The following is a 326-nucleotide window of genomic DNA, read 5'->3' on the forward strand; positions in this document are numbered from 1 at the left end:
CTGACAGTCTGGCTGCCGTCGACGAAATCATAGGGAATGTCCTGGTGCCAGGGTGTCGGCTTCTGCGTGCCGGGTTCCTTGACCAGCACGTGGTCGTGGAAAAACTGGGCGCTGCGTGACTGCATCACCGCGGCCGCCAGTTCGGCGGCCGGCGAATTGCGCACGACATCGACGAATTCGGGGATGCGCTCCCAGTTGCAGTAATCGTCGAAGAAACTGCCCTTGCCGCCAGCGATATCCGACGCCGTGGCGCTGCGGTTCTGCATGTTGCGCTCGATGCCGGCGGCGATCGTGTCGACCCAGCCCTTGAAGGCGCCACGGATGCA

The 326-nt window shown here is 63.5% G+C and carries 1 protein-coding gene; it reads right to left on the reverse strand.

Features of this window, described 5'->3' with window-relative positions:
• Window positions 1-326, reverse strand: a 326-nt coding sequence (locus tag EN786_RS36725) for a phytanoyl-CoA dioxygenase family protein (RefSeq protein ID WP_189524393.1), incomplete at both ends; no start/stop codon positions are given.

It is taken from the genome of Mesorhizobium sp. M4B.F.Ca.ET.143.01.1.1 (assembly GCF_004792275.1).
Taxonomy (GTDB): domain Bacteria; phylum Pseudomonadota; class Alphaproteobacteria; order Rhizobiales; family Rhizobiaceae; genus Mesorhizobium; species Mesorhizobium abyssinicae.